This window comes from Verrucomicrobia bacterium CG1_02_43_26, assembly GCA_001872735.1.
Classification (GTDB): Bacteria; Verrucomicrobiota; Verrucomicrobiia; order Opitutales; family CG1-02-43-26; genus CG1-02-43-26.
Window position 1 is genome coordinate 43437 of sequence record MNWT01000024.1, and the last position, 19409, is coordinate 62845.

17 protein-coding genes and 1 tRNA gene are annotated in these 19409 nt (G+C 41.8%); 14 read left to right on the forward strand and 4 right to left on the reverse strand.

All coding sequences use genetic code 11. The features are described 5' to 3' along the window. Positions 1–58: 58 nt before the first annotated feature. Positions 59–985 (reverse strand): hypothetical protein, encoded by a 927-nt coding sequence (locus AUJ82_08040; GenBank protein ID OIO58653.1) that lies wholly within the window; start codon positions 983–985, stop codon positions 59–61. Positions 986–1101: 116 nt separating this feature from the next. On the opposite strand from AUJ82_08040, the gene AUJ82_08045 reads away from it, so the two are divergent. The 6 genes from AUJ82_08045 (at position 1102) to AUJ82_08070 (ending at position 5352) form a co-directional block, all read left to right on the forward strand. Then, positions 1102–1611: a hypothetical protein gene (locus AUJ82_08045; GenBank protein OIO58654.1), complete on the forward strand. Its 510-nt coding sequence runs from the start codon at positions 1102–1104 to the stop codon at positions 1609–1611. Beyond that, on the forward strand, positions 1608–2063 hold the full coding sequence (locus AUJ82_08050) for a ribose 5-phosphate isomerase B (protein OIO58655.1): 456 nt from the start codon (positions 1608–1610) through the stop codon (positions 2061–2063). Before AUJ82_08045 ends, AUJ82_08050 begins: the two co-directional genes overlap by 4 nt. A gap of 13 nt (positions 2064–2076) precedes the next feature. After that, positions 2077–3327: a serine hydroxymethyltransferase gene (locus AUJ82_08055; GenBank protein OIO58656.1), complete on the forward strand. Its 1251-nt coding sequence runs from the start codon at positions 2077–2079 to the stop codon at positions 3325–3327. A 64-nt stretch (positions 3328–3391) separates the two neighbouring features. Then, complete coding sequence (locus AUJ82_08060) at positions 3392–4552, forward strand: hypothetical protein (protein OIO58657.1); 1161 nt, start codon at positions 3392–3394, stop codon at positions 4550–4552. A 24-nt stretch (positions 4553–4576) separates the two neighbouring features. After that, on the forward strand, positions 4577–5224 hold the full coding sequence (locus tag AUJ82_08065) for a hypothetical protein (GenBank protein ID OIO58658.1): 648 nt from the start codon (positions 4577–4579) through the stop codon (positions 5222–5224). A 45-nt stretch (positions 5225–5269) separates the two neighbouring features. Then, positions 5270–5352 (forward strand) — tRNA-Leu (locus tag AUJ82_08070). A 2-nt stretch (positions 5353–5354) separates the two neighbouring features. Here the strand turns inward: AUJ82_08070 and AUJ82_08075 are convergent. Next, positions 5355–7562 carry a hypothetical protein gene (locus AUJ82_08075; GenBank protein OIO58659.1) on the reverse strand — a complete coding sequence of 736 codons (2208 nt, stop codon included), beginning with the start codon at positions 7560–7562 and terminating at the stop codon, positions 5355–5357. Between the two features lie 213 nt (positions 7563–7775). On the opposite strand from AUJ82_08075, the gene AUJ82_08080 reads away from it, so the two are divergent. From AUJ82_08080 to AUJ82_08110, 7 genes are all read left to right on the forward strand, one after another. Next, on the forward strand, positions 7776–8813 hold the full coding sequence (locus AUJ82_08080) for a hypothetical protein (protein ID OIO58660.1): 1038 nt from the start codon (positions 7776–7778) through the stop codon (positions 8811–8813). Positions 8814–8953: 140 nt separating this feature from the next. Beyond that, the gene (locus tag AUJ82_08085) at positions 8954–10723 is read left to right on the forward strand and encodes a hypothetical protein (protein OIO58661.1); all 1770 of its coding nucleotides are present in this window, start codon (positions 8954–8956) and stop codon (positions 10721–10723) included. Beyond that, complete coding sequence (locus AUJ82_08090; GenBank protein ID OIO58662.1) at positions 10716–11687, forward strand: ABC transporter substrate-binding protein; 972 nt, start codon at positions 10716–10718, stop codon at positions 11685–11687. The genes AUJ82_08085 and AUJ82_08090 overlap by 8 nt, the downstream gene beginning before the upstream one ends. A 100-nt stretch (positions 11688–11787) precedes the next feature. Continuing rightward, positions 11788–12270 (forward strand): glyoxalase, encoded by a 483-nt coding sequence (locus tag AUJ82_08095; GenBank protein ID OIO58663.1) that lies wholly within the window; start codon positions 11788–11790, stop codon positions 12268–12270. Positions 12271–12339: 69 nt separating this feature from the next. Then, a complete protein-coding gene (locus AUJ82_08100) occupies positions 12340–13392 on the forward strand; it encodes an ABC transporter permease (protein OIO58664.1) in 1053 nt (350 codons plus the stop codon). 103 nt (positions 13393–13495) lie between these two features. Further along, a complete protein-coding gene (locus AUJ82_08105) occupies positions 13496–13933 on the forward strand; it encodes a hypothetical protein (GenBank protein ID OIO58665.1) in 438 nt (145 codons plus the stop codon). 208 nt (positions 13934–14141) lie between these two features. Beyond that, on the forward strand, positions 14142–15026 hold the full coding sequence (locus AUJ82_08110) for a 4-hydroxy-3-methylbut-2-enyl diphosphate reductase (protein OIO58666.1): 885 nt from the start codon (positions 14142–14144) through the stop codon (positions 15024–15026). Positions 15027–15029: 3 nt separating this feature from the next. On the opposite strand, the gene AUJ82_08115 is transcribed toward AUJ82_08110, so the two are convergent. Both AUJ82_08115 and AUJ82_08120 read right to left on the reverse strand, forming a co-directional pair. After that, the gene (locus AUJ82_08115) at positions 15030–15659 is read right to left on the reverse strand and encodes a non-canonical purine NTP pyrophosphatase, RdgB/HAM1 family (GenBank protein ID OIO58667.1); all 630 of its coding nucleotides are present in this window, start codon (positions 15657–15659) and stop codon (positions 15030–15032) included. A gap of 21 nt (positions 15660–15680) precedes the next feature. Beyond that, positions 15681–16313 carry a hypothetical protein gene (locus tag AUJ82_08120; GenBank protein OIO58668.1) on the reverse strand — a complete coding sequence of 211 codons (633 nt, stop codon included), beginning with the start codon at positions 16311–16313 and terminating at the stop codon, positions 15681–15683. Between the two features lie 295 nt (positions 16314–16608). Between AUJ82_08120 and AUJ82_08125 the strand changes: the two genes are divergently transcribed. Continuing rightward, on the forward strand, positions 16609–19395 hold the full coding sequence (locus tag AUJ82_08125) for a hypothetical protein (protein ID OIO58669.1): 2787 nt from the start codon (positions 16609–16611) through the stop codon (positions 19393–19395). The last annotated feature ends 14 nt before the right edge of the window (positions 19396–19409 follow it).

The window sequence follows — 19409 nt, forward strand, 5'->3', positions numbered from 1 at the left end:
ACTTCTAAGATAAACAAAAATAATTATTTATAAATATTTTCAGCTAACGTATAAAGCGCTAAGCCGCAACTTTCATGCGCTTGGCGCTTCTTCTCATCGCGGCTTTCTGGATCATGTTTTTGCTCACTAAGGTGATTAAGGCACCACTTAATACCGTTACAATTCCGATGCTTTGCGCGAAGGTTATCTTTTCCCCCAATAGGAGTACTCCGCAAACCGCTACAAATACAGGCTCTAGAACGGATAGGATTGCCGCTTTTTCAGCAGTAATCGTCTTGAGGCCTTCAAACATGAAGATGACCGGTAGGGTAGTGCAAATAATTCCAAGCCCTAAAATATTGGCCCATACATCCCTGTATTGAGGAACCTCAAATGTACCGTCAATGTTGGCAAATATAAAACAGGTAACAGCGCAGCCCAGAAGAACCACGAATGTGGATATCATGGGGGGCAACTTGCTCTTCTTACTGGTCAAAATATAGCCGCAGTAAAAGATTGCTCCCAATATCGCAAAGCCGATTCCTATTAAGTCGAACGTCATTTCTCCCGTATCGACAAAAAATGTCAACCCAAGCATAATCAATCCAACGGCAAAGAAATACACCTTTGGAATAGGGGCTCTATGCATCAACCAACCAAATAATATCACAAAAATCGGGTGCGTGAAAAAGATCACCATTGCAAGCCCTGTTCCGATATATTGGCTACCTAAGAAGAAAAAGGTTGCAGAGGTTCCGTAAAAGGCTGCTCCGCTTAGAAAGGCTTTCAATAATTCCCTATAATGTCCGCGAAAGGCTTTTATTTTCGGCAAAATAAAGGGCAGCATAACAGCGCAGGCCACAACAAATCGCCAAAACTGCATGTTATAAACGGAAAAACCGCCACCATCAATAATGCTTACCCCAAAATATCCCAATAGCCCATAAAATAGACCCGATAGTATGGCGTAAGTTGTACCTCTTCTCTCCCCAGACAAAAATTGCATGCCCCAATTATATTCCCAATTTTTAAAACTTTCAAGTTATTTTGTGTAAATATAACACATTTTGGCTCCGAAATCATACTTTACTTTCCCTATCTTAAATGTCACTCTTTTTTCATATGAAACAAGGAACGGAATCTCCAGTAATCACCTTTGTTTGCACGGGCAATATTTGCCGCAGCCCAATTGCGGAAGGCCTTTTATTAGACGCGTTAGGGAAGGAGGAGGAGCCCTTGCGCTCTATAAGAGTTATTTCGGCGGGTACATCCGCTATGGATGGTCAACGGGCATCCCAACATTCTATTACCGCACTTAACGAGTTGGGGGTTAAATTGGATCATTTTCGTAGCCAGTACCTTACCCAGGAAATTATCGACCAATCTTGGGCGATATTTTGTATGACTGAGGCTCACCGTGATTATATTCGTAACTACTTTAATCTCAAAGATCAGCACCTTTTCCTGATGACAGACCTTATGGAGGGCAAGACGTCTCATGCGGGTATTCCCGATCCTATCGGCCAGGACCTGAGCGCCTATATCATTTGTCGTGATACTATGCTAGCTGCCATCCCTTCTATTATACAATTTTTAAAACAACAATTAATTCCTCAATTAGACCAAACATGAAAGTAAGTATCGGCGCTGATCATTGTGGAGTCGACCTCCGGCAACAACTCATTCAATATCTACAAAAGCAGGGCTTCGATATTATTGACCACGGTACATTAAGCCGCGATTCCGTTGATTACCCGGATTATGCCCAGCTCGTGGGGGAGGATGTCGTTAAGGGAAAAGCGGATTTCGGTATCCTTGTTTGTGATTCTGGTATGGGTATCTGTATGGCTGCAAACAAGATCAGGGGCATCCATGCCGCTATTTTGTATAATAACGATATCGCGCGCTTTTGCAAAGAGCACAATAACGCAAACGTAGTCTGCTTTGGCGGCAAATACCAAACTCCCTACATGGCAGAGCAGTTTTTGGAAACGTATTTGAATTCTAAATACGAAGGGGGCAGGCACGACCGCAGGCTAAATAAAATGGATGCCTTGTCTGATCTGAATTTGGCTAAACGTTAATTTTTTATTTTATATGCTTAATAATGAATCTCTCGAAAGCTTAGATGCGGATGTTTATCGTTCTATCGAGCGTGAAAAACAACGCCAGCAAGACCATATCGAGCTTATTGCTTCGGAAAACTTTACGCTTCCCGCTATCATGGAAGCTGCAGGTTCTGTTTTAACAAACAAGTACGCGGAGGGTCTCCCGGGAAAACGCTACTATGGCGGGTGTGATTATGTGGACGAGGTTGAGCAAATCGCTATTGACCGAGCAAGAAAGCTTTTTAACGCGGATCACGCTAATGTCCAACCCCATTCCGGCAGCCAGGCAAACACGGCGGTGTATATGGCAGCCCTCAAACCCGGGGATAAAATTTTGACGATGAGCTTAGAGCACGGGGGACACTTGACGCATGGGCATCCTAAAAACATCAGTGGCTATTTATTCGAAGTCGCTAACTACGGCGTTAGCTTAAACGATGGCCGTATTGATTATGATGACCTTCATGAAAAGGCTATGAAGGAACGTCCTAAAATGATCACGGTAGGCGCTTCTGCTTACCCAAGAGAGATTGACTTTAAACGAATGTCCGAAATCGCCAAAGAATGCGGTGCGCTTATGATGGCAGATATTGCACACATCGCAGGCCTTGTTGTTGCAGGCGAGCATTCCTCACCTTTCCCATATGCTGATTTTGTAACCACTACTACCCATAAGACCCTTCGTGGTCCTAGAGGTGGTCTTGTTCTCTGTAAAGAAGAGTTTGCAAAGGCATTGGATTCTGCAGTGTTCCCTGGTATTCAAGGGGGGCCGCTCATGCATATCATCGCAGCCAAGGCTGTTTGTTTTGGGCAAGCCCTTAAGCCGGAATTTAAAATTTACCAAAAGCAAGTGCGTGCAAATGCGGCAAAGCTAGCTGCAGAGCTTATGGCAAAAGGCTTTAAGCTTTCTAGCGATGGTACGGATAACCACCTGATGCTGATTGATTTGAGAACAAGTCACCCAGATCTAACGGGTAAACAAGCTCAGGTAGCCTTGGATAAAGCAAATATCACGACAAATCGAAATACGGTTCCGGGCGAAACGCGCAGTCCTTTTCAGACAAGTGGTTTAAGATTAGGTTCCCCAGCCGTCACTTCCCGCGATATGAAGGAGGAGGAAATGGTCATTATAGCAGATTTGATCGCCTCTGTGTTAAGTGATCCGGATTCGGAGTCGACTGTACAAGCAGCCAAAGCAAAAGTTTTAGCACTATGCCTTCAATTTAAATTGCCTTATTGAGGCTTTGTTTAGTATGAATTTACTTAAAGCAGTGAGTTGCTCTCTCTGCATATTTGTGTCCTCTATGAATGCCAATGTGGCAGAACAACTGATATCGCATGATCGTTATGTGCACGAGATCATACCCCATTTAAAAGAAAAGGCCGAATATGCTTTTCATGAAAAAGGTGTTCCCGGTGCAGCTATTGCAGTTGTGCATAAACAGCACGGCACATATGTCATCACTTATGGAGTGCGCGAACTCGGTAAATCCGACCTCGTAGATAAGGACAGCGTTTTTAGAATAGCATCATTGAGTAAAAGTTTTACGGGTGTGATGGTCGCTAAACTCGCTGAGGAGGGTAAGCTAGGTTTGGATGATCCTGTAAAAAAACATCTTCCTGAATTGGGGTTCAAAGATGCTTCATTCGATCAATCGCTTAAACTAAAACACCTATTGAGTCATACATCGGGCTTTTCGCCTTATACGTTGGATGATGATTTAGAGGCTGGTGTTCCTTATCCTGAGTTAATAGAACGCATAAAGCTTTGTGCTCCTGTGACTCAGCCAGGCCAAACTTATGCCTATCAAAATGTTGTTTTCTCACTTCTTGGTGAGGTGGTAAAAAAGAAAACAGGCCTGAGTTACGAGGATGCTCTTAAAAAATACCTTTTCAAACCCTTGGGCATGAAAAACAGTTCTGCTACTCATGAAGGCTATCTCGTAGCAGAAAAACAAACCACACCCCACGTAGAAAAAGGGGGCAAAATGGTTCCCAAAAATACAGATTCCCTTTATTACCGCGTAGCGCCGGCAGGAGGCATTAATGCGAGTATACAAGACATGTCTCTGTGGCTGAAGGCTTATCTGGGAATGATACCCTATGTCGCTTCAGATAAGTTGCTTGAAGAAGTACAGAAACCCCGTACTGTAACTGTTGAGCGTTTTCACAAACTTAAGATTAAGTGGGCAGACGGGCGTGTTAGTTCGACTCACTATGGCTATGGTATCAGAAACTTTGATTATGCGGGACACCCTTTATTGTTTCACGCAGGCCTTCTAAGTGGCTTTGGTAGTGTTATGGCACTATTGCCCGAACAGGAAATAGGTATTGTTATCCTAATGAATGCCAATACAAGCGCTCACATCGCCCTTATGGCGGATTTCCTGGATGATTGCTTAGCCCTAAATAACAAGGATTGGGTAGGGCAGTGGATTGCAGATAATAAAAGAAACCCGTCTTAATTTTTAACTTATCTTATTTTATAGATGTCGCGCCCCAAACTATCGAATCGCCTCCAAGCATTGCTTTCACACGAACACCCCAAGGGAATCACGATTGCGTCATTGGTTCATGCCATGGGAGAACAAGGCTTTGGTATTCTCTGTTTATTTTTATCCATGCCAAGTGCACTCCCTATTCCAGCGCCAGGCTATAGTACGCCCTTTGGGATCGTCATATGCCTATTGGGATTGCAAATGATACTCTGCAGGAATGAGCCTTGGCTGCCCGAAAAAGCTAGAAACATAGTCATCAACAAGAAACTCGCGGATAAAATGCTACGCTCAACGATTTGGTTTCTCAAAAAAATAGAGCATTGGATATATCCCAGATTAAGTTTTGTTTGTGGTAAACGAGGCAAAATATTTATGGGCATATTGCTCGTGGTCATGTCTTGTATCATGATCATTCCCATACCGCTTACAAATACACTGCCCGCCATGATTATTTTCTTAATGGCGGTAGGTTTGGTAGAAGATGACGGTCTTATTTGTTTGCTCGCTTGTTGTGCCGGTTTTATTGCATTTTGTATCTACTCGGCAGCCCTGTTTATCTTTATTGTTTATGGCTTGCAGGGGCTCATACACGTTAAAGAGTGGATTGTAGCTTTTGCTCAACAAATTTTTAATTTTTGATTTGCCAACGAACCGACTTTTATACTATTTTGATGTCACTTTATTGCCCAGGTGGCGGAATGGTAGACGCTGGGGACTTAAAATCCCTTGTCCGAAAGGACGTGCGGGTTCGAGTCCCGCCTTGGGCACTTTAATTCTTTAATTTAGAAGAATTTTTTATCCGCAACATAGAGTCAATTACTTCATTTTGAAGATCTTGCATTCTTTTGCTAATGAGGTTTCCAATTGTTTCGTTATCAATCGTTTTAAGTAACTTACTTTCTTTTATAAGTATACTTTTAACGCTCTTCAATTCCCTGGCTAGATCGTGCCTTAAAGCATTAAGATCCTTTTGGTTAAATTTGCCTTCTTTAACCTCCATAAAACCGTCATCATTTTCGTATTCAGTCGATTTGGTTAACTCTTCGACTACGCCTTTACTGATCTTCCTTACTCCGGCTTCAATTAACTCGATATTCTCTTTGGACAGATGTTTGTAGTATTGGAGGTTAGTGGATATAAACTCAGTTGCCACTTTTAGCATAACCTCCTTATTAAGTAAGTAGGCCTCGTCTATAAAACGATTGAATTCGCTGAGATTTTTGAAATCGTATGAATCGGGAAACGGGTTTATCAGATCCCTTAGATCTTCTGTCACACGATATATGCAATGATCATTTTCAAAATTAGCCAAATCCTCTTCCGTAAATTTCTCTTTAAGCTCAATGCGAATATCTAATTCGATATCTTTCATTCGTTTGTCAAGAAAGTCGTACTGCTCTTTTTCCTCTTTGCATGATTTGATAATAGTTTGTTTGGCTTGTTCGATTCGATTGTTGAGGAATATTTTCAATTTAATGTTACCTAACTGATTATCCTTTTGAAGTTTCAGGAGTTCTTTTAATATGGTTTTCTTTTCGGCAGCAATTAGCTTGGCCGCATTATATTGAGTACGCCCCATGTCTTTAGATGAAAATTTCTCTTTACTTAATAAACAGTGAATCACGTCATTTTCCAGACCCACTATTTGCGTATAAATGAGACTTCTACGCTCAGCGCCGTCTATCTGCAGATGATCAAGTAAAAGCATGATATCTTCCCAGCCATCATTGAAGTCTGATATATTACCAAGGGCATAGTCTTCAAGTCCCGATGAAAAGCTATAAGCGCCCTCATCCTCATCTTGTATGAGGATGAGCTCCTCTTTTACCATTTTATAATCCAGATATAGGTCACAGAGATCGCGCAATGCTTTATCATCGCAATTTATAACCCGTTTCTCTGCTAATTTTTTCAACGCCTTGAACTCCTTAGCACTTATCTTGTTTACCGAGATTTTTTCGTCTTCAAACGCAGGCTCGATGTAAAATTCTTCTTGGAACTCCAGGTCCTTCTCTTCGACAAAAATATTGTCTTTCTTTTTTAAATCCTCAAATTTCTTAAACAACTCCTTGAAATCATCGATTGATTCCTCATCCTCGCTATCGTCATCTTCTTCTATGAATACATTTTTAGGGGATTCAATCTCATTCTCGTAATTGCTAAACTCGTCTTTTATCTTCAGTGTTTCAAATTGTTTGTATATATCATTAAGCATCTCGAGCTCGCTTTCAGTCGTTAATTCTTTCAATTCATTGAAGTCCTCAATACTGATCTTATGGCCTGCACTGTTTGTCAGTGATTCCGAGTAAAAAATTTTATTTACTTCGCTTATGCAGTCTTTGAATTTATTTTTATTATCACTGTGCTGCTTCATTTCTTTTGAAAAGGATTCCAGACTTTCTTTTTCATTAGAGAGCTCACCTTTGATCTTTTCATAGTCTTGATACATATCTACCAGCTTTAGAAGCGTATCAGGCTTATCATCAAAACCCTTTTCTTTAGCTAGTTTTTTAAGCTCATTCCATTGTTCAAAAGTAATTATCTTGCCCGATGACTTTATATAACACCTGGCATAAAGAGCTTCATAACGATCAAAAACTTCTTCTACCTTGATCGTCATATCCTCAATTTTCTTAAGTTTGCCTTCCTTTATTCCTTTGGCTTTTTCTTCAGCTATCTGTAGGTAAGCGCTTTTAAGGAGGCGTTCTTTGTGCGTTTTAACTGCTTTTTCAGGGAAAATTTCTGTCAGTTTTTCGTTTAAATAGCGCTGATAGTCGTCAGCAAAGCTTTTATTGCTTGTTAATAAATTGAATTTACTGATGAAATTCCTTGCTAGATTGCCCTCGAAGAAATTATACCCGTTTAACTTTAAGCCCAGGTTTATCTTTTTTTCTTCACATACAAGCATTTTAGGTAAATTGTTTTCTTTTGAAATTTGCTTCGCTAAGCATATGTTTTTATTGATAATTGCATTCATCTTTTAATACTGCGTTAGTACTATTAACATATTTAATTATATATTTATTTTATTATATTGCAATTAAATAATAACTACATATATAGTCATAAATAATTAAAGATCTTATAGCTGAGCTTTTCCTGCAGTATCGATCTTGTTAATGGCGATCGATTGTATCAAATTTTATTGACATATTACTAGTTGTACGACACTTCTAGGATCCACTAGATTATGTTTGTCTACAATTATATACACTCTTGCTTTAGTAGTTCATTTACGGCTCGATTGCCTTCATCTGACCTAGGCAATACAGTTACCTCAGTAAGTGACAACAACAATTCAAGAAAAGTAGAAGATCTGACAAAAGAGCACCAGCTTACATGGAAGGAATGGGCCAACAAAAAAGCCATTGAAGCAAAAGACTTTATCGCAGATTTTGTTTGGGAGGCAGAGGTTTGTTGGCTTATTAATGAAACATTTGCACGTGTGGTTTGGCCCGTTTTAGAAACTTATATCTTAGCTTGGGTGACAGCGAATCCCTTTTACGTGGGAGCCTATCGGGCATTTTTTCAGGGTGCCTTTATGGCTATCTGTAAAAAGATGGATGGTCTAGGTTTGCTAAAACAATTTTTAGGATATGCTTACAAAACAGAGTCTTCCAAAAATATTAAAACCAAGATACCTTCTCAGCTTTCAGTTAAAAAGTTTTCTGGCAAGGTTGAGTGGATCTATAAGGGTGTAATTAAGGGTGTCAGCTATTTCCCGCAATACGCTCTCAGGGTCTATACAGGAATAGGTGTTACTAAGGCTTTCTTTGGCGCAGGCATTGATAATTTCATCCAAAATGAAAAGAAGGTTGCTTTAGGAGCGCGCATTATAAACGCCATTAAGAGTGGAATCGCTGGTGGCATCCGAAAGGAATCTTTGGACTATTTTACAAAAAGGCAGTTCCAAGTGGCTAAAACGGTTATCGTTTGGATAACTGCCAATTTTGCCAGTGATGGTATAAGCAGTTATGTGGAAAGCTTACTTGACACTTTTGGCGATCAGATAAATCGGGGTAAATACCCAGCTTGGGATCCTAGAATACTTTCAAATCATCGTGCTAAAAGCCATTGCTATTTTACAAATGAGCGTTCAATGAATTTTTGGGATAACTTTGGTAAGTGTGTTATGGGGAAAGATGATACAAAGGATTTTTCAATAGCCTGGGCCGATTCAGGGTTTACAGCCTTTTCCCGTAAAAGTTCTAGCAAATCAGTATTCTAACTCATTTAGTGCATTTGCCATCCTTTGCTGCATACTAGTAGGTAAGGATCCTATTTACGGCATACGCAACACACTATTTAGATAGCTTTCAGGGAAATCACATTGCTTTCTAGGTGTATTTTCCTTACATATATTCCTCAGTGAAGCATTTTGTTCCCCTAATATTTCTGCTCTGCCTCCTTTTTTCTGCCTGCAAGCCCGCGGAAAGGCCTCCAAGAGATGTTATACCACCGCCTAAAGATGCGGATGTTTTTATGGGTGAGCCTGGGCAATATGGCCATATTATGGTCATCGCAGATGCCATTGCGCCTTCAACGTTTAATCCGCTTGTGGCAGCAGACCTCTACTCTTCGGTTGCCATTGGCCATTTAATGGGGGCATTGATTCGGGTAAACCCAACTACACAAGAACTACTACCCGGATTAGCTAAATCTTGGGAGCTCGCAGAGGATAAAAAGCATTATACTTTCCATTTGCGTCAGGGGCTGCTTTGGAGTGATGGTGCTCCTTTTACTGCGGATGATGTCGTATTTACCTTTAATGCGCTTTTTGATGCACGTTATCCCAATCGTTATAAACAGCAGTTTATCGTTGATGGCAAGCCACTGAAGGTAAGTAAGATAGATGACTACACGGTGGCTTTTGAAACTGGTGGCCTATATGCCCCTTTTGTTTATGACCTCGCAGGTGTTGAGATCATCCCCAAGCATAAATTGGAAACGTTTTACACAGATGGCCGTTTGTTAGAGCAGTGGACGTTAAAGACAGCCTTAACCGAGCCCAAGGAAATTGTCGGCATGGGGGCTTTCCGCATTAACACCTTTAGAACCGGCGAGCGAATTGTATATGAGCCAAACCCCTACTATTGGCGCATTGATACCGATGGCAAACGTTTGCCTTATATGAACTACTTGATTTATAAGTTCGTTCCGGATGCAAATACCATGTTGATGCTCTTTTCCACGGGCGAGGTAGATGCGCCTGCTTCCGCGATCGGCCCGGCAAATATCAGTTGGTTAGAAGTAGCAGCAAAAAAATATAATTTCACGCTCCATGCCCGTGGCCCGGATAGTAGTATAGCTTTTATTTGGTTTAACATGAAGCCTGGAAAAGATGAAAAGGGTGACTACTATGTGAATCCGGAAAAATTAAAATGGTTCACTGATAAACGCTTTCGTCAGGCAATTCTTTATGGCACCGATCGCGAGGGCATGATTCGCGCGCAGTATTTAGGAAAAGGCCAGCAATTAGACTCTATCATCAGTCCTGCAAATGCAAAATGGTATAACCCTAATACGAAAAAATATCGTTACGACCCGCTGAAGGCAAAAATGCTATTTAAGGAGATGGGCTTTTGGTATAACACCGATGGCAAGTTGCGTGACCGAGATGGCAACCCTATCGAAATCGAATTTTTAATAACAGAGGGACGCGGGCAGGCGCCCTTTTTAACCATCTTTCAGGAAAATATGAAGGAATTGGGAATTGATTTAAAGATAACCTTTCTGGACTTTTCTACTTTGCTCGCGCGTACGGAAAGCTTTGAATACGAGGCGACCTCAATTGGTTTCACTGGTGGAGGGGATCCTTCCGGTGGAAAAGCAATTTATAAAAGCGATGGCGCTTTTCATTTATGGAATCCCGATCAGGTAAAGCCTGAGACTGAATGGGAGGCTCGAATAGACGAGCTGTTTCGCAAACAGGAGAGGGAATTTGATGAGCAGAAGCGGATTGCCATTTTTTACGAAATACAGGAAATTATTAGTGAAGAGCTACCCCTGATTTTCTTGAATATTCCCATAACCTTCATTGGCATACAAAACCGTTGGAAGAACGTGAGTATCTCTCCCATGTCCCCTCCGTTATGGAATCTCGATGAGGTGTGGACTGATGTAAAAGACGATGATTAAATATATTGCCCATAGATTGCTCAGTATCATTCCCATGATTTTAGGGGTGAGCTTGATTGTGTTTCTCTTGATATACCTCACCCCAGGCGATGTGCTCAGTGAAGCAAGAGCCCAACATGATATTCCTAGAGAGTATATCCGGGAAATGGAAAAACTGTATGGGCTAAATGAGCCTTGGTATACGCAGTATTTCTTGTGGCTAAAAAATGCCCTAACACTCAACTTCGGCGAGTCCTGGACGTTTAAGGTTTCTGTGCTCGAACTCCTAATCGAGCGTATTCCCGTTACTCTTTTATTAACAGGCACCGCGCTCGTGATTGCGTGGAGTATTGCCATCCCCCTCGGCGTTTTGGCTGCTATGTACAAAGATTCAATTTTTGATAAAATAAGCGCTCTTCTTGCTTACGCTGCCTTATCTATACCGGAGTTTTTTCTAGCCCTATTAGCCATCTTTTTCGCCGCTCAAACAGGTTGGTTCCCCATTGGCGGCCAGACAACGATTACGTACGAATTCATGTCCAGTTGGGAAAAATTTGTCGATGTTCTTTATCACCTGATCTTACCCAGCTTTGTCCTCGCAATCGGGGGGGTAGCCGGCATGATGCGGATTATGCGCGCCAATTTTTTGGATCACATCCGGGCCGATTATGTAACCACAGCTCGCGCAAAGGGCCTAAGCGAACCCGTTGTCATGTTTCGCCATGTACTGCGAAACGCCATAAACCCTTTAATCACCGCCCTGGGCTTTGCTTTTTCCGGTCTCTTGTCGGGCGCATTACTGGTGGAAAATATTATGGATTACCCCGGTTTGGGGCAGCTCTTATACCAAGCCTTTATGAAGCAAGATCAACACCTCGTGATGGCAGCTGTTTTGATGAGTTGTATGATGCTTATTTTTGGAAACCTTTTTGCTGACTTATTATTGGCCTGGAACGATCCACAGGTTAGGCTGGGGGAGGATTGATGCAAAACTTTGCTTTTTCCGTGCGTGTGAGTAAGGTGTGGACATCAAAATAGAAAGAAATCGTTGACGATCTAAAGCAAGGGAACCTATACTCCGCTTCATGAAAAAAGATGTACAACCAGTACCCAGTGGGTTTCATACGATTACCCCACATTTAATTGTTAAAGATGCCGCAAATGCGATCGAGTTTTATAAGAAAGCTTTTGGCGCGGAAGAACTTGGCCGTATGCCGGCACCGGGTTCTAATAAAATCATACACGCTCTTTTGCGTATTGGTGACTCTATGATTATGCTCGTAGACGAATTTCCGGAACTGAAATGCTTCGGCCCCAATCATTTTAACGGCACAAGTGTTAATATACATTTATTTGTTAATGATGCGGATGGCATGTTTAATCAGGCCGTTAACGCCGGCGCTAAGGCAGCTATGCCCATGCAAGACGCGTTTTGGGGTTCCCGCTACGGCAAAGTAGAAGATCCATTTGGCCATGTTTGGGAAATTGCGACACAGATCGAGGATGTAAGCCCCGCAGAAATGAAGAAGCGTAGCGATGAGTATTGTGCCTCAACATCAAAAGCCTAGTCTTGCTTTTATACTTTAGTTGATTATTAAATAAAAACAGCTCGTAATTTGCGGGCTGTTTTTTTTGTTATGCCTCAACCCCTATTTAAAGAACTATTAGGCAGGCCTTTTGGATTTGCAGCACTCATCCTATTGGCGATCCTTTATGTGGCAGCCTTGTTTGCCCCCTTCTTTGCCCCTTACGAGGAGACAAAACAGTGTTTAGATAAAATTTTTCATCAGCCAACGAAAATTTTCTGGAAAGATGGTGGGTTGCGTGTACAGGACTATTACAGTGATAGCGCCCTTTCTACCCATTATGAAGCTATAAATGGAGAATCCATACCGCTAAAGTTTTTTGTTAAGGGTTTTTCCTACAAGCTATTTGGCTTGATACCGATGGAGCGACACCTGTTTGGCCTGGTGAGCGAAAATCCGGATGCCCGCGTTTATTTGCTAGGGTCAGATGGAACCGGTAGAGATCTCTTTAGCAGGTTGCTCTACGGGGCTCAAATCTCCCTGAGTATAGGCTTTATTGGCATAACGATTACGATGGTGCTTGGTTTTCTTGTAGGCGGCCTTTCTGGCTACTTTGGCGGAAAGTTTGATTTTATAGGCATGCGACTAGTCGAGCTTCTAATGGTCATCCCCGGGCTATATTTGTTACTTGCGTTACGATCTACGCTCGCACCCTATTTCAGCTCAGACCACATGTACCTGGTCATTATTATTATACTCTCACTCATCGGTTGGGCAGGTACCGCAAGGGTGATCCGGGGGATGTCTTTGGCTTTGCGAAATCGAGCTTTTGTCCAGGCAGCCGAGTCTATGGGGCAGTCAACTAGGAAGATTTTGATTAAGCATATCCTTCCAAATCTAATGAGTTACTTGCTGGTGGCTGCCACGTTGAGCATTCCGGCTTATATATTAGGTGAAGCAGCGTTGAGCTTTTTAGGCCTGGGGATACAAGAACCCTCATCTTCTTGGGGGCTGATGTTGCGCCAAGCACAAGAGATGCGCGTCTTTATGCTTAATTTGTGGTGGATGTTTAGCCCGGGAGTTATGATCTTTATCTCGGTTGTGGCCTTTAATGTTCTTGGAGACGTCCTAAGAGACATTATAGACCCTAAAATGCGAGTCTAGCAGGCATGTGTACTAGCCCGCAATGAACGGTAGAAATTTTGTGCTTTACAGTGTTGTTTTTATACGGCTAAGATTTGCTTGTTAACTCAACTAACCCCAAATTATGGCTATACAAACAACTGCAAAGGAACAAACAGCGGTAGAGGCGCTTAAAAAATACCTCGATGCATACGGCAAGCAAGACATGAAAGCAGCATTAGATTGCTTCAGCAATAAACCCGATACAACGTTTATTGGAACAGGGATTGATGACAAGACAGTAGGTAAACAAAAGATAGAAGCCCTCTTAAAGCGTGATTTCGCAGAGTCACAGGGGACCACAACGGATACGCACCTCATCTCAGCCAATATTCAAAACGAAATGGCTTGGATAGCCGCTGAAGTCAATGCCAAGGTAAAACTCAACAATGGCCAGACGCAGAGCGTAAGTGGTCGTTGCACTACCGTGCTCGAGAAAGAAAACAATGACTGGAAGATCCGTCATTTTCACTTCTCGACTCCAGCACTTAATCAACCAAAGGGAAAATCATTCCCTGTGTGATCGATTGCAGAATTATTAGAAATTGATGAAATCTTAAAAACTGGAGCTTCTTATAAGCTCCAGTTTTTTGGTTTTTATCAAATACAGTAAGTGAACAAAAGAGCACAAGTCTGCGGTAAGTTTGTTTCAGGTGAAACAAACTCGCAGAATAAATCAAACATCGGGATTGCATCCAATAGGCAAAAATACTATATTTTACCTACATTTTATGGATACGACCCAAGAACGAGAGATTATAAGAGTTGATTCTGCAGGCTTTTGCTGGGGCGTAAAGCGAGCTGTTGACATGGCTGAAGAGCTGAGTGAGTCCGGCCAGAGACGCGTCTATACTGATGGACCCTTGATCCACAACAAGCAAATGATGGCCAAGCTAACTGCCTCCAACATTAAGGAAGTAGGCGATTACCAAAGCAAATCCGAAGTCGAACTTGATACAAATGATGCCTCAGCCGTGATGTTAGTACGAGCCCACGGAATAGCACCAGAGCGGCGTGAGTACCTAAAGTCACTCGGCTTAAAGTTTAAAGATGCTACCTGCCCGGATGTCGGGATCATTGCGGGCAAATTGAAATTACACGCTAAGAAAGGCTTTTCCGCAGTGATATTCGGCAACCCAGATCACCCGGAAGTAATCGGCTTGCTAGGCTATACTGCTGGCAGGGGCTACGCTGTACAGACCAAAGAGGATGTTGATCAGTTGCCCGATTTGGGCGATCAAATTTGCATGGTCTCTCAAACAACAATGTTTGTGGATGATTATAATGCATTAGCGGCTTATTTAAAGGAGCGTTTCCCCTCTGTTGTGGTGCTAGACACAATTTGTGGCGCAACCAAAGAGAGGCAGACTGATGTTTTAAAGCTTGTTGAGCAGGGGATTGAAGCAGTTGTCGTGATCGGGGGAAAACATTCCGCCAATACAGTGAAACTCGTGTCGTTAGTGGAGCGCTACGGTCGGCCGGCTTTCCATATAGAAACTACTGCAGATCTTGATTGTGCAGCCTTGAGAAAATATAATAAGATTGGCGTAACAGCAGGAGCTTCTACACCAAATTTCATTATTGATAGTGTTTACGAAGCGCTAAAAGCACTTTAGCTGCTATTCGAAATACTGAGCGAGCTTTTGGATGGCCTTTTTGCGATGGCAGATTTGGTTTTTTAACGTTTGCCCTAATTGTGCAAATGTTTGGTCATAACCATCAGGAATGAAAATAGGATCGTAGCCAAAACCCTCTGTGCCAGAAGGCTCCGTATGCAGCTTACCTTTACACACCCCGACAAAAATTTCTTCCTGCCTACTGGGGGTTAGTAAAACAAGTACACAAAGAAATTGAGCACCACGATGGCCTTCCGGAACATGCTTAGTTTCCTGAAGCATTTTATTGTAATTATCTTTGTAGGTAGCCTTAGGGCCTGCGTATCTTGCTGAAAACAATCCGGGGGCACCATTGAGCGCGGCGACTTCGATACCGGAATCATCCCCTAGAATATAACAATTTTCAGGTACTTTATCTAAGAGCGCAAGGGCTTTCAGGCGCGCATTGTCTGCGTATGTAGCCCCGTTTTCCTCAACTTCAGGCATGCCACCCGGAAGCGATTGCGCGGGCATGACATCAATTTCCAGGCCATGTTCATTTAAGAGTTGCTGAATTTCTTTAACTTTATCCAAATTATTAGAGGCGATAAAGAGCTTCAGTTTTTTTTCTATTGTAGTCCTAGCAACATTCATATGCTTCTTATGTTCTCGGGCTTAGCCACGCACAAAGTTATTAAATTTTTTTTCATGGCCGATTGTGGTTTTTGGGCCATGGCCAGGGTAAACGATTGTTTCATCGGGAAGTGTATAAAGTTTTTCCTTAATAGATTGAAATAATTGCTCCTTGCTGCCGCCTGGGAGGTCGAATCGGCCTATAGAGCCTGCGAACAAGGCATCGCCAGGAAAAACGCAGTTTAGTTTCGGAAAATAGAACGCAATATTACCGCGTGAGTGGCCGGGGACGTGGAGGATCCTTATCGTTTGGTTAAGGAGGTAAATTTCATCTCCATCGGTAAGCGTGTGATCAATTTTAGAAGGTGCTACACCTAAATCCCGCATCGCCACTGCGGACATGATTGCCGGATTTTCGATGAGCGATTGATCTCCTGTATGTGCGTAAGAAGGCACTCCTAGCTTACGAATATTCTCCATTTCAAATGTGTGATCCCAATGGCCATGCGTTATGAGTATATGCTTAAGGGTACAATGGGATGTCTCGAGATGAGACTTTATTACTTTAGTGGTGCCTTCTGGGGCATCTATAAGAATAGCCTCTCCAAGCTGTTTATCCAAAAGAAGATAAGCGTTGGTGGCAAATTCACCGAGTTCGAAAACCTTAATTTCCATAAGCAGACATATAGTAGATTAGGCCAGGAGGCTTTGCGATCAAAAAATGCTCGATACAGGTGACGAGACGGACATCTTCTCCGAGCGGGGTTTTTTTATACAACATAGACAAATGCATGCCCGTTTAATTCTCATTTTGAAAAGTACCGTACCAAAAATAGCGTTGTCAATTGAAGATATTTTAATTAACGTTAGAGTATAGTCATCATATGACAGGAATGCCCCCTTTCACCCTAGTGGTTGCCCCCCGTTTATCCAGATCGCTTGAAGTAATGAAGATCGAACCTACCCAGAAATGAATTTTTTCAAAAATCTTTCGATCAAGAAGAAGTTGGTTGTCATCATTGCGATGTCGAGCTCAATTTCCTTGTTATTGGCAACAACAGTTCTGGCGCTTGCGTATTTGATCAAAGTTAGGGACGAATTGGTTAGGGAGTTGAGCATGGTCTCAAATATTATCGCAAAAAACAGTTCCAAAGCCATTGTATATGATGACGAAGAAGGGATAAGAGACATACTGAGCTCCTTGCAAGCCAATACAAATATTGATTACTCGATATTATACGATAAAGAAGGGAAAGTATTGTCCATGTATAAGCAACCCAGTGTAGAGTCTGCGCTTGAGAGTATTCCCAATGTAACTTCTGTAGACCGCATTCGATACCATTTCACGGGAGAGTTTTTGTCATGGTTTCAGCCGATATATTATAATGCGGAAAAAATAGGGGTTTTGTATGTTAGGTACGATTTATCAGATATACGCTTTCAGATACGTAATTATGGATTGGCACTTGTTGGAACGTTATTAGCGTCCATTTTCATTGGGCTTGTTATTTCTCGAGGACTGAGAAATATAATTCTCAAGCCGATTCTAGACCTCTTTTTAACGACTAGAAAGATTTCCAAGAGTAAAGACTATTCATTAAGGCTACGGAATTATTCGGAGGACGAAATAGGGGTACTGATTCAGTCGTTTAATGAAATGCTTTCCGAGATTCAAAAGCGTGATATAAAACTGGAGAAATACAGTGAAGAACTCGAGAACCAAGTTAATGCTCGAACATCAGAACTGATTGAGTCCAACCGTCAACTAATGATTTTTCGCAAATTTGCTGAAAATGCGGGACAGGGGTTATGTATAGCATTATTAAACTACGAAAGTGTCTATTTGAATCCTGCTTACCGAAGGCTTGTCTATGAAAAGAGTATTTCAGAGGCGATTGGAAAACCCATTTTGCGCTATTATAATGAAGAAGTAGCCCGTAGGATAAAAAATGAAATTTTGCCGGTAGTATTAGAAATTGGCCAATGGACCGGTGAGTTAAACATGGTAACCTTGCAAGGGAAAGTAATTCCAACAATTGTCAATTTTTTTGCTATAAATGATGAAGCTTCTCGCCCCCTGTATTTAGCGTGTCTGATTACCGATATTACCGAGACAAAGAATACGGAGCAGATTTTAAGAAGAGCCAAAGAAGAAGCGGAGAATCTCAATAAACAGCTAGCATTGGCAATTGGGGAGGCCGAGCGGCAAACGATTGCGAGCCAAGCGAAAAGTGAGTTTTTAGCGAATATGAGCCATGAAATTCGTACGCCTATGAATGCGGTTATGGGAATGGCTGCTTTGCTGATGGATACAGATTTAAATGCGGTACAGCGTGACTTTGTGGAAACCATTCGCCAAAGCAGCGAGGCGTTATTAGGCATTATTAATGATATTTTGGATTTATCCAAAATAGAATCTGGTATGATGGAGCTTAGTAACCGTTCTTTAGATCTGTACGCTACGGTAGACGAAGTAATGGATTTGTTTGCTGTTCAAGCAAATCAGAAAGGGCTTGAGTTATTATATTTTATACAAAAGGATGTGCCTCAATACATTGTGGGTGATGCGACTCGTTTGAGGCAGATTATTGTTAATTTAGTAGGTAATGCGATTAAATTTACTGAAAATGGGGTGATTTACTTAGGGGTGAGTATTGCTACTACCTCCAAGGATAATTGCCATTTGCAATTTGTTGTGCAAGATACTGGCATTGGGATTCATCGCGATAAAATAAATAAGCTCTTTAAGCCATTCTCTCAAGTTGACTCTTCTAGAACACGCCGATTTGGCGGAACCGGTTTGGGGTTAAGTATTAGTAAGCGTTTGGCGGAAATGATGAATGGTACGATGTGGGTGGAAAGCATTCCTGGAGAAGGATCCGCATTTTATTTCACCGTTACCGCAAAGGTGAATTACGATGCTAATCCAGTGCCCTTGCAAGATAAGAAAATCATTGGCAAAAATATTTTATTGGTTCTTCCTCGTGAGCGTACTGCCGAGGTAATGACATCCATATTGGATAAGCATAAGATTCATTCGATGTGTTGCCATTCCGGCCAGGAAGCGATGGAAGTCTTATCAACCAAGGAAGATTTTGATGCGGTATTAATGAGCTCTATTTTACCGGATATGGAGGGCATATCTTTGGCTCACAAAATTAGAGGATTGGAGTTATTTAGTGGGCTTCCCTTGATTTTATATTCATCAATTGGGGACTCTAAAATAAGAAACGATATGCATCATTTAAAAAATGCGTATTTAATGTCACAACCATTAAAAGAAGTTATTTTGATCAAAACCGTTTCAGATGCCTTTGCTAACACTAAAGCCACGTATATAAAAGAAGCGATTTTCTTGAGTGATGAAGATACTGCTGAAAACAAAGCACGTAAAATCCTGCTTGTTGAGGATAATAAGGTAAACCAAAAGGTTGGCTTACTCTTGTTGACGAAAATGGGATATAGCGCTGATGTTGCCAGTAATGGATTAGAAGCGTTTGAAATCATTAAAAATAATGATTACGATGTTATTTACATGGACATGCAAATGCCGGTGATGGATGGTGTCGAGGCCACCAAGAAAATCCGAAAATATTGTTATGAGAACGATAAAAACCAGCCTTACATTATCGCCCTAACCGCAGGTGCTACGATAAAAGATAGGGAAGCGTGTTTGGAATGTGGTATGAACGACTTTATTACGAAGCCAATAAAGGTTGAGGAACTAAAAGAGTCACTCAATAAAAAGTACAGATAACTTTTACGAAGTAA

Bases quoted from the DNA above. Each gene is read 5' to 3' on its own strand.
- AUJ82_08040 (OIO58653.1), bottom strand. From the start codon at position 985: ATGCAATTTTTGTCTGGGGAGAGAAGAGGTACAACTTACGCCATACTA.
- AUJ82_08045 (OIO58654.1), top strand. From the start codon at position 1,102: ATGAAACAAGGAACGGAATCTCCAGTAATCACCTTTGTTTGCACGGGC.
- AUJ82_08050 (OIO58655.1), top strand. From the start codon at position 1,608: ATGAAAGTAAGTATCGGCGCTGATCATTGTGGAGTCGACCTCCGGCAA.
- AUJ82_08055 (OIO58656.1), top strand. From the start codon at position 2,077: ATGCTTAATAATGAATCTCTCGAAAGCTTAGATGCGGATGTTTATCGT.
- AUJ82_08060 (OIO58657.1), top strand. From the start codon at position 3,392: ATGAATGCCAATGTGGCAGAACAACTGATATCGCATGATCGTTATGTG.
- AUJ82_08065 (OIO58658.1), top strand. From the start codon at position 4,577: ATGTCGCGCCCCAAACTATCGAATCGCCTCCAAGCATTGCTTTCACAC.
- AUJ82_08075 (OIO58659.1), bottom strand. From the start codon at position 7,562: ATGAATGCAATTATCAATAAAAACATATGCTTAGCGAAGCAAATTTCA.
- AUJ82_08080 (OIO58660.1), top strand. From the start codon at position 7,776: ATGTTTGTCTACAATTATATACACTCTTGCTTTAGTAGTTCATTTACG.
- AUJ82_08090 (OIO58662.1), top strand. From the start codon at position 10,716: ATGATTAAATATATTGCCCATAGATTGCTCAGTATCATTCCCATGATT.
- AUJ82_08095 (OIO58663.1), top strand. From the start codon at position 11,788: ATGAAAAAAGATGTACAACCAGTACCCAGTGGGTTTCATACGATTACC.
- AUJ82_08100 (OIO58664.1), top strand. From the start codon at position 12,340: ATGCCTCAACCCCTATTTAAAGAACTATTAGGCAGGCCTTTTGGATTT.
- AUJ82_08105 (OIO58665.1), top strand. From the start codon at position 13,496: ATGGCTATACAAACAACTGCAAAGGAACAAACAGCGGTAGAGGCGCTT.
- AUJ82_08110 (OIO58666.1), top strand. From the start codon at position 14,142: ATGGATACGACCCAAGAACGAGAGATTATAAGAGTTGATTCTGCAGGC.
- AUJ82_08115 (OIO58667.1), bottom strand. From the start codon at position 15,659: ATGAATGTTGCTAGGACTACAATAGAAAAAAAACTGAAGCTCTTTATC.
- AUJ82_08120 (OIO58668.1), bottom strand. From the start codon at position 16,313: ATGGAAATTAAGGTTTTCGAACTCGGTGAATTTGCCACCAACGCTTAT.
- AUJ82_08125 (OIO58669.1), top strand. From the start codon at position 16,609: ATGAATTTTTTCAAAAATCTTTCGATCAAGAAGAAGTTGGTTGTCATC.